Raw genomic sequence first — 9,767 nt, forward strand, 5'->3', positions numbered from 1 at the left:
ATTTTTGATAGAAAATTGTACAGAGAAGCGCTTTGAAACTCTAATGTGAAATTCTAAATATAAAATTTTCACATTCGTCAATCCGAACTTGATTGGGTTTCCCATAACGACAAACAAAACTTAATGCGATACTGAATAAAGTTCAGTATAACGAATAAATTGTATAGAGAAATATGTTGAAACTTTACGCGTAATTTAGTAACCTTGATCCAAATTTGTTACTCTTATCAACAAATCAACAAATCAACAAATCAACAAATCAACAAAAAACCACAAACTCTTTTGTAAAAAAAGCCACTTAGTTTCCTAAATGGCTCTTATGATTTTAGTTGAATTTTGAAATATTTCAATTCTAATGTCTCAACTCTCAATACTATATCAAAGCGATCGCAACTGCTGTAACTTCGCTTTCCAAGTGTTTAATGCTTTCTTATGTTTTTCAATGTCTTGGTGTACTTTTTTCAACATCGGACTGTTAGATGATGAGTTCGAGAAAAATTGTAAGTTGTTTTCCAACTGACGAATTTCAGCAGCAATCTCATCAATTTTTCTGCGAATAAAAATACGCTCCGAATTGATTTTTCCTTGATCCAAATTCTCCAAACGATTGCTATACTTAATCAGTTCAGATTCTTGCTTGTCAATATTCAACTGATTAAACAAACCGTCAACAACTTTGTTGAATTTATTGTCAATGTTCTTTTTGTTGTAAGGAACTCTACCAATTGCTTTCCAAGTGGCAATTCTCTTTTTAATGGTTTCAATATTTTCCTGCACGTCATTAGACAACTGAAAAACTTCCATTTCTGCTAAAAGCGCTTCTTTCTTCACCAACGCTTCATTTTCTTCAGCGCTTGCGGCATTTTTCTGTGCGTGTAAACGATCAAAATAGTGATTACAAGCATTTTTGAATTGCTTCCAAACCTTGTCAGAAATCTTCTTCGGTACATGTCCAATCTTTTTCCAATCGGCTTGTACTTTCTTCATTTTTGGAGTTGTCGCGGTCCAGTCGTCATTCTCTTTCAACGATTCAGCCAACTCGATCAACTGCATTTTCTTAGCTAAATTATCTTGCTGTTCTTTCTTTAAAGTTTTGTAAAATGCATTCTTATTTGCGTTAAACTCACGAACCGCTTGTTTGAATTTAGCCCAAGTTTGTTCGTTTACTTTTAATGGAACTTTTCCTGCATTAAAAAAAGCTTCACGTAGCTTTTCAATCTCTTTGATTTTATTTTGCCACTGATTATGAACGTTGTATTTACCAGCAGAAATCTCATTGATTTTAGTAATAATTTCTTCTTTTACGATTAAATTCTGCTCGTAAATCTTATCAATATTTTTGAAATAGTCTTGACGTCTGTCGTGAATTGACTTTGTAGCTGCGCTGAATCGATTCCAAATTTCTTCGCGTAAGTCTTTGGCAACAGGACCAATATCTTCTTTCCAAAGTCGGTGTAAATTTTGCAATTCGCGGAACGCATGCATTACATTATCTTCTTGCGCCAATTCCTCAGCACGCGCAACAATTTTTTGTTTTTCTTCGTAATTGCGCTTAAAATCTAAATCGCGAAGATCTCTATTTAAGTGTAAAAAGTCGTAAAAACGCTCAATATGATGGTGATATGTTCGCCAAACATTATTGTATTGTGTTTTTGGAATAGAACCAGCGTTGCGCCAATCTTCTTGAATTTGCTTGAAATGTTTGTAGGTCGTGTTGATATTTTCTTCAACATTCAACAAACCTTTTAACTCTTCAATTAAGGCTAAACGTCTTTCTAAATTTGCGTGTAAATCTTTCTCAAGATTTTTATAATATTCGTTTCGTTTGCTTCGGTATTCGTTGTAAGCAACATTAAAACGTCCTTTGATTGGTAGTGAAAAATGGAAGTCAATGATATTTCCGCCTTCTGCTAAAAACTCTTCTTTGCGTTGCTCTAAAATTTCATTGAATTTTTGATTGAACTCAGATTTTATACCATCTACATGTTCTTTTATTGCTTGAACTTTTTCGTTTCTAACAAGCTTTTCCAACTCATCAACCAATTCATCTTTGGTCATGGAATGATAATCCAACACAGGGATTTCATGGCGCGCATTGGCACTTTCATCTTCCGCATCTTCTGCAACATTGTCACTTACTTCATTGACAGCTTCCTGATGTTCTTCCATCGTTTGTTCCGCTTCCTCAACAACTTCTTCTGTCGTTTCTGTAGTTTCCGTTTCGGCTTCAACAGCGTTTTCAACTTCACTTTCAACAGTTGTTTCAACTTCCGATTCGACTTCAGCAATTGTTTCTGCTTCTACAGTAGCTTCCGTTTCAACCTCAGTTTCGGTTTCAATTTCAGTAGTTTCAACTTCATTTTCAGATTCGACTTCAGTCTCGTTTTCAACTTCATCAATCGTTTCTTCGGTATGATCAGTGGTAGACTGTTCTTCTAATTTTCCTTCTGCATCTTGCAGGTTATCATCTTTTTCTTCTAACATCATTATAAATGTTTGGGTTCCTTTTCAAGCTTTAAAGTACCGAATATACTAACAAGAAACAAAACGACAAAGTTTTACAGATGAGAAACTGCTATAATTGCAGTAAAAAAGATAGGATTGCCTATGAATTCCATATTTTCCAAGCTTTTTCGGCTTGAAACTCCAACATTTTGTATCCGTTTACAATTTGTGCACCTTGCAAACGACCTAATTTTAAAAACGTAGTTTCTGATGGATTGTAGATTAAATCGAAGAATAAAAAATCTTTAGAAACGTATTTATACGGAATGTCTGGACAATCTTCAATTTTTGGAAATGTCCCTAACGGCGTACAATTCACGATGACAGCATGCGATTTCATTATTTTTTCACTTAAATCTTGGTAAGAAATCGATTTGTCATTTTTTGGCTTTCGCGAAACGTACTTGTAGTCAATATTTAATTCCTCAAAAACAAAAGCAATCGCTTTAGATGCGCCACCTGTCCCGAGAATTAATGCTTTGTTATGATGTTTTTTTAAATGCGGTTTGAGTGATTTTTTAAAGCCATAACAATCCGTATTGTATCCTTTTAATGAACCATCTTCCAGTACTTTGATCGTATTTACGGCGCCAATTTTTTTGGCTTTTCGGTGTAATTTGTCTAAATGTGGAATGACTGCTTCTTTGTACGGAATGGTTACATTAATACCTTTGATATTTGGATTTTCGTGTAAAACTGTTGGGAAATCATCAATAGATGGAATGTCAAAATTTGTATAAAAATGATCGTCGAGTTGAAGCGCTTTAAATTTGTTGGAAAAATAACCTCTCGAAAACGAATAGGCAATGTGCTTTCCAAGCAATCCGAAAAGTGATTTATATGTTTTTAGTTCTTTTTCCATACCAATCTAAGGCTAATACAATTGTAATTCCGAAAAGGATAAATATAAAGGCAATCCACGTTTCGCCTGATGAAATATCGGGAGTAAAACGTTTGTAGTTTTCAATAACTTCTCTTCCGTTAGAGTCTAGTAATTTATTTCCAAGCGCGTCCATTTTATATACTTCTTCTTTCCACGGCCAAACCACGCCAAGTGAACCCGAAATAAATCCGATAATAATGGCAGTTGTCACGTGTTTGAAATGTTTTAGTACATAGTTTAAAAGATGCGATAAAGTTACCAAACCAACTGCTGAACCTGCTGTAAACACACCTAATACTTGCAATTCGCGAATCCGTTCTGCATTGCTCATAAAGGCAAAATCACCTTTAAACATTTCAGCAATGGTATCAAAAAGTGCATTGACCGAATCGACCAAAAGCAATACATAATTACCAAGTAATATTAAGATGAACGAACCAGAAAGTCCAGGCAATGTCATTCCCGAAACACTAATAATTCCGCAAATAAATACAAAACCTAAATGATCATTTTCCTTTGCAGGATTCATCAAACTGATGACGATTCCAACACCAGCACCAACGAGCAATCCAATAACTGTTCTCCGATTCCAATTTCTAAAATCTTTTCCGATGTAATATATAGAACCGAGAATCATTCCAAAAAAAGCTGACCAGACAAAGAGTTTGTAATGTTGAATAAAATAATCGAGCACTTTAGAAACACTAAAGTAACTGATGAGCATTCCCAAAATGAGCAATCCTAAAAAGCGTCCGTTAATGTATGTGGCGAAACTTTTAAAACGTCCTTTGAAAAGTAATTTGAATGCTTGCCCATTAATCCGCTGTAGCGAATAAATGAATTCTTCATAAAAACCAGCCACAAATGCTACAACTCCGCCAGAAACTCCAGGAACTTTATTTGCTGCGCCCATAGCCAATCCTTTTACAATTAGTAAAATTTTGTCTTTGAACGTGCGTGTGTTTTCCATGTAATTTTTATGTGGTTTTAAGCGTGTTTTTTGTCTTTTCCAGTGGCGAGTTTTTCCATGATGAAAATGGTTAGGAAACCAGCAACCATCAATCCGATTGCAAATAAAAGTTTGGATTCTCCTTGTCCTAAATCTTCAAAAGTGTTTGGTAAAATGCTTTTTCCGTATACATTTACTTCTTCACCATGTGAATCGATTCGTGTATCTATAATAACTTTCCAAGGCCAAATTTTGTTTAATGACCCTAAAATAAAGCCTGTTAAAATGGCAAACGTTAGGTTTTTATAATTGCTAAACAACCATTTTAAAAGTTTTGAAAACAGTAATAATCCAATAATAGCACCAGCTGCAAAAATGGCGATTAGTTTAATATTTCTGTCGCTTATCGCGTCCATAACAGGTTGGTATGCACCTAAAAGCACTAAAATAAATGCTCCGGAAATTCCTGGAAGAATCATGGCGCAAATAGCCAACGAACCTGCTACAAAGAGAAACCAAGAAGCTTCCACATTTTCCGTGCCGCGTGGTAAAGTTGTAATGTAGTAGGCGAGTATTGCTGCGAGTACAAAACCGAGAATGGCTTTCCAATCCCACTTTTCTATTTGTTTTCCGATGAATAAGATACTTGCTATGACCAATCCGAAGAAAAATGACCATAATAATACAGGTTCTTCTTTTAGTAATGACCTGATGAGTTGCGCTAAGGATAAAATACTGATTCCAATTCCCAACATCAATGCTACCAAAAAGTTTCCGTTGAGTTGTTTCCAAGCGGCTTTGATACCATCTTTACGGAGTGTTTTGACTAATCCGAAATTGATATTATTAATTGACGTAATAAGTTCTTCGTAAATCCCTGAAATAAAGGCAATTGTTCCGCCAGAAACGCCTGGAACAACATCTGCTGCGCCCATGGCCAATCCTTTTAAAGTGATGATTAAATAATCGAATAGATTTCTATTCATGTGTAGCTAGGTTATACGTTTTTTGTTGATGAGTTCATATTTTTTGGATACGAACGCTACACGCAAAAGTATGGAATTTTATGTGTACGGTTTTTTAAATTCGGAAATAATATTTTTCACAGAAACACGCATGACCAAATTTGGAAATAATTTTTGAAATAATAAGTGTTCTTTAAAGTTGTTTCGCAATGCATTTTTTAGGTGAAATGTGCCTTTACTTTGTTCGCCAATAGTGAAATAAATTCCAGCCAATCTGTATTCTATTTTAGAATTATCTGGGTAGAATTCAAGTGATTGCAATAGCACGTGTACGGTGTTATCGTATTCGCCTAATAGTTTTAAAATATCTGCCCAAGCAATCCAAGTAGAAAGTTCGTAGTTTCCGAGTTCTACTGTTTTTTGGTAGGCAATATCTGCTTCTTCATACAATTGTAATGCACGATGAATTTCGGCGCTACGCTTCCAATACGAAACATTTTCGGTGTCAATATTGATTGCTTTGTTGACGTAATACAAGGCTTTTTGAAAGTTTTCTTGTCGCACGTAAAAATCGGTAATTGCTGTCCAACCTTTGTCTAATAACGGATCTTCATGTACTGTTTTGTAATAAAACTTTACGGCCAAGTCTTTGTTTCCTAATTTTTCATGACATTTTCCCATGCGTAAATACGCAAACGAAGTTGGATCGTCCAATTTTAAAGTCACTTCATAATTATGAATAGCTTCGTTGTAGTTTCCTAACTTTTCAAGTACTTTTCCTTTTTCTAAATACGCACCAATAAAATGATCGTCGGCAATAATTGCAAAGTCAAAAGCAGCCAAGGCTTCTGGGAATAATTTTTTAGTATAGTATTGTTTTCCCAATTGATGCCACGCAACTTCTGAGTACGGATTTTTGTCAATGTATTCGTTTAAATAGCTAATGGCACCATCGATATCTTCCAAAAATTCAAAACAATAAATAATATTGTAAAGGGAAGAATAATCGTCAATATCCATTTCCATACACTTGATAAAGTGATGTTTTGCTTCTTTAAAATCGTCAATAAAAAGGTATTCCATTCCAATCAAAGAATTCACATCTCCTAGGTCATTACTGTGTTCTAGTGCCATTTTCAAGAGATCAATAGCTTTGTAATGTTCATCTCTTTTGGAGTAAATGTTTGCTTTTTGAATGTATATTTCTGCGTTAGATGGTTCTAAAGTATAGAGCTCATCTAGCAATTTTTCAGCAGTATCAAGTTTATCTTCAAACACCATTAACTCAATTTCCATCAGTTTTAAATTGACAGAAGTTGGATGTTGTTCTAAGCCGATTTTGATTGCTTTTTTAGCCAAAGCAACCTTTCCGCTATCTAAGTAGTGATGTGTGATATCTTCAAATTCGGCAGCGTCAAAAAAGAATACGCTGTTAGTTTTTAACATCGATTCAAATTTCGAAAGTGCAAAATTATTATTTTCATTAGAGCTAAATAGCATAGGCAATAAGCGCTTTTAGATTTCTACTATTAAATGTAGTTGATGTTCGTCTCCATTTGTTAGCATTGCGCTAATTGTTTTCAACAAAGTAATCAACAACTACAATTTTTTTATTGTTTGTCAATGGTTTGATTTTTAGTTGATTGTTTTAGGTACTTGTAGGCTGTGTAGGTAATATTAACGTTTTTGTTAGGGCTTTAGTCTGCAATTTTTCGTAAAACTTTCATAATTATGGCACAACCTTCTCTAATTTCTGCTTCAGAAATTGTTAAAGGCGGCGTAATTCGAACCGCTTTTGGTTCAAAAAGGAGCCAAAATAAGATCAAACCTTCTTTCAAAGAATTTAAAATTACTTCATTTGCAATGTCGCCATTTTTCATAATCAGTGATAACATGAGTCCTTTTCCGCGAATTTCTTCAATGTATTCATGTTGAAGCAATTTTCTAAATAGTGTTTCTTTCGTTAGTGTTTCTGCCATTAAATTACTTTCCGTAATTTCTTGTAATGTCGCTAAACAAGCTGCAGCAATTACAGGATGTCCGCCAAATGTGGTAATGTGTCCTAGTTTTGGCATATCGTACAAAGAATCCATCATTTCTGCGGAAGTGGTAAACGCGCAAACAGGCATTCCGCCGCCCATTCCTTTTCCCATAACGACAATATCAGGAACAACATTGTAGTTTTGAAATCCAAAAAGTGTGCCAGTACGACCAAATCCAGGTTGAATTTCGTCCAAAATTAGCAATGCACCAACTTCTTCACAACGTTGTTTTACTTTCGTTAGATAGTTGTTTTTTGGAACAATGAAACCTGCACCACCTTGAATGGTTTCTAAAATAACACCAGCAGTTTTAGTCGTAATTTTTTCTAAATCGGCTTCGTTGTTGAATTCAATAAAATGCACATTGGGCAATAAAGGTCTGAAAGCGCTTTTACGTTCTTCAAAACCCATGACGCTCATAGCGCCTTGTGTATTGCCGTGATATGCGTGTTTGGCTGCAATTAATTCCGAACGTCCTGTGAAACGTTTTGCAAGCTTCATAGCGCCTTCAATGGCTTCCGTACCTGAATTTGTTAAATATGTTTTTTCTAACGGATCGGGTAAATTTTCGGCTAATAATTTCGTTAATTCTACGGCTGATTTTTGCACATATTCTCCATACACCATTACATGCAAATATTGATCTAACTGCTGTTTAATGGCGTTTACAACTCTAGGATGTTTGTGTCCTAAACTACATGCAGAAACGCCTGCCACAAAATCTAAATGTTTTTTTTGATTTGCATCATAAATATAGCTTCCGTCTGCATGCGATATTTCCATCGCTAACGGATGCGGCGTTGTTTGTGCTTGGTATGTGAAAAAATCTTTCTTCATCAATATAAATCTCCTTCAAAATCTTGTTGACAAAGATACGAAGTTAATTGCTGAAAATTGATAGGTTTGTTTTTGAGTTTCTGTGTTTACAGTTAAAAGAAAACGATTAACAAATAGAATTTATGAACCGAACTTTTTTAAACTGCTGGTAACTTTTAATTTTTTATGTTCATTGTCTGTTTGTGATGGTGGTGTTTTTCCGTTCAAACGATACCAATCAATAAAATTAGCAGAAGAGTAACCTTTGCAAACATCAGACAAAGTAGTTATGTACTGTTCTTGTTTTGAAGTTTCGCTATGCGTAATGAGCAGATGAATATTTATCTCTACTTCTAATTGGTATTGGTAGCTTGGTAATATTTTTAATTCATCTTTTGAATCTGTTATTTTTTTGAATTGTCCAGTTTCTTTCCAATTGGATTTTATGCATGGAACTATTTTTTGCTCTATCGTCCATCTGTCAAACATGCGGTGTAATATTGTGGGTTCAAATTCGCCACACAATATTGTTTTTTTCCAGTCTAATTTTCTTGGATGAATTTTGTTTGAATCGAAAAAAGCCCTCGAATTTTCAATATCCCATAAGTTGTTAGATCCGATGACTAATAGATTGTCTTTGATTTCATCTTTGAGTGAAAAATAGTTTTTTGTCAACTCACTTTTTAATCGATCTTTAAAAAAATTAGTGATGCCTTTACTTCCGTAGACACTGTCTAATTGTTGTGTCGCTTTCTGTGCAATGTCATCTATAGAAATGGTGTTCAGTTCCAGAATGAGGTCGTCGCTTACATATTCAAACGCATTTGTACACAAATCATTTGTGATTTCATTTACATAGGCTCTTTCGTTTTCGGGAAGTCCTTTTCGTTCTGTAGGCGAACATGCAAAAAGCGTTGAAAGTACGAGAATTGGAATTATTTTGTGACGTGTATGCATGGTATAGTTACTATTATGATAATTTGGAGTAAAGTAAGAAAAATAGGTGTAATTATGCAAAATTAGAAGCCAAATTAATGTTCTTCAAGTTGTCTTAATAAAATATTTTTTTTAACTAGAACATACGTCAAATTAATTAATTTTATCTAACAATCTAACAATCTAACAATCTAACAATCTAACAATCTAACAATCTAACAATCTAACACCTACTGTTCCTTTACAACAGCTTTCTTTTTAGTAGTTGGTTGCACAGCCATTTTCTTCTTTTCCATCGCTTTTTTCTTTTTTGCCTTGTCAGGTGGCAACGCTTTTATGGTAGATTTAAAAATTTCTTCTTCGCGACTTTCCCCTTGTTCACGTGGATCCATCGGATTGTTGAGACCGCGAATGACAGGCAAAACAAGATTGTTGTCATCTTCATCAAAAATATCATCTTTCGAAAACATTCGTTCATCGCCACGCCAAATAAAACCACGCAATCTCCGTGCATTTTTTGGTAAATCGGCATCTGGATAAATCACACCATCTGGTCGTGTAAAAAAGGTAATATCTTCTATTTGATTTTCATTTAGTGTCAAATTAATAGCGCTACAAATCGTTTTATTAATTCCGATGAATTCATTTTTATCATTGTACATATAATAAAT

7 protein-coding genes and 1 pseudogene are annotated in these 9,767 nt (G+C 34.5%); all 8 read right to left on the minus strand.

All coding sequences use genetic code 11. The features are described 5' to 3' along the window. Positions 1 to 378: 378 nt before the first annotated feature. Complete coding sequence (locus AB8B65_RS15175) at positions 379 to 2,484, minus strand: DUF349 domain-containing protein (protein WP_405302119.1); 2,106 nt, start codon at positions 2,482 to 2,484, stop codon at positions 379 to 381. A gap of 121 nt (positions 2,485 to 2,605) precedes the next feature. Next, positions 2,606 to 3,367 carry a shikimate dehydrogenase family protein gene (locus AB8B65_RS15180; protein WP_405302112.1) on the minus strand — a complete coding sequence of 254 codons (762 nt, stop codon included), beginning with the start codon at positions 3,365 to 3,367 and terminating at the stop codon, positions 2,606 to 2,608. After that, positions 3,342 to 4,358 carry a DUF368 domain-containing protein gene (locus AB8B65_RS15185; protein ID WP_405302113.1) on the minus strand — a complete coding sequence of 339 codons (1,017 nt, stop codon included), beginning with the start codon at positions 4,356 to 4,358 and terminating at the stop codon, positions 3,342 to 3,344. The genes AB8B65_RS15180 and AB8B65_RS15185 overlap by 26 nt, the downstream gene beginning before the upstream one ends. Positions 4,359 to 4,375: 17 nt before the next feature. Beyond that, the gene (locus tag AB8B65_RS15190) at positions 4,376 to 5,323 is read right to left on the minus strand and encodes a DUF368 domain-containing protein (protein ID WP_405302114.1); all 948 of its coding nucleotides are present in this window, start codon (positions 5,321 to 5,323) and stop codon (positions 4,376 to 4,378) included. A 78-nt stretch (positions 5,324 to 5,401) separates the two neighbouring features. Beyond that, positions 5,402 to 6,802, minus strand: coding sequence for a tetratricopeptide repeat protein (locus AB8B65_RS15195; protein ID WP_405302116.1), 1,401 nt, complete (start codon positions 6,800 to 6,802; stop codon positions 5,402 to 5,404). 197 nt (positions 6,803 to 6,999) lie between these two features. After that, on the minus strand, positions 7,000 to 8,181 hold the full coding sequence (locus tag AB8B65_RS15200; protein WP_405302117.1) for an aspartate aminotransferase family protein: 1,182 nt from the start codon (positions 8,179 to 8,181) through the stop codon (positions 7,000 to 7,002). A gap of 120 nt (positions 8,182 to 8,301) precedes the next feature. Then, complete coding sequence (locus AB8B65_RS15205) at positions 8,302 to 9,117, minus strand: hypothetical protein (protein WP_405302118.1); 816 nt, start codon at positions 9,115 to 9,117, stop codon at positions 8,302 to 8,304. A 209-nt stretch (positions 9,118 to 9,326) separates the two neighbouring features. Then, positions 9,327 to 9,767 (minus strand): annotated as a pseudogene (locus tag AB8B65_RS15210) (OstA-like protein); the annotation flags it as partial.

It is taken from the genome of Kordia sp., assembly GCF_045105435.1.
Lineage (GTDB): Bacteria > Bacteroidota > Bacteroidia > Flavobacteriales > Flavobacteriaceae > Kordia.

What these genes read in the sequence shown, in the direction of transcription:
- AB8B65_RS15175 (WP_405302119.1), bottom strand. Translation starts at nt 2,484, where the DNA reads ATGTTAGAAGAAAAAGATGATAACCTGCAAGATGCAGAAGGAAAATTA.
- AB8B65_RS15205 (WP_405302118.1), bottom strand. Translation starts at nt 9,117, where the DNA reads ATGCATACACGTCACAAAATAATTCCAATTCTCGTACTTTCAACGCTT.
- AB8B65_RS15200 (WP_405302117.1), bottom strand. Translation starts at nt 8,181, where the DNA reads ATGAAGAAAGATTTTTTCACATACCAAGCACAAACAACGCCGCATCCG.
- AB8B65_RS15190 (WP_405302114.1), bottom strand. Translation starts at nt 5,323, where the DNA reads ATGAATAGAAATCTATTCGATTATTTAATCATCACTTTAAAAGGATTG.
- AB8B65_RS15185 (WP_405302113.1), bottom strand. Translation starts at nt 4,358, where the DNA reads ATGGAAAACACACGCACGTTCAAAGACAAAATTTTACTAATTGTAAAA.
- AB8B65_RS15195 (WP_405302116.1), bottom strand. Translation starts at nt 6,802, where the DNA reads ATGCTATTTAGCTCTAATGAAAATAATAATTTTGCACTTTCGAAATTT.
- AB8B65_RS15180 (WP_405302112.1), bottom strand. Translation starts at nt 3,367, where the DNA reads ATGGAAAAAGAACTAAAAACATATAAATCACTTTTCGGATTGCTTGGA.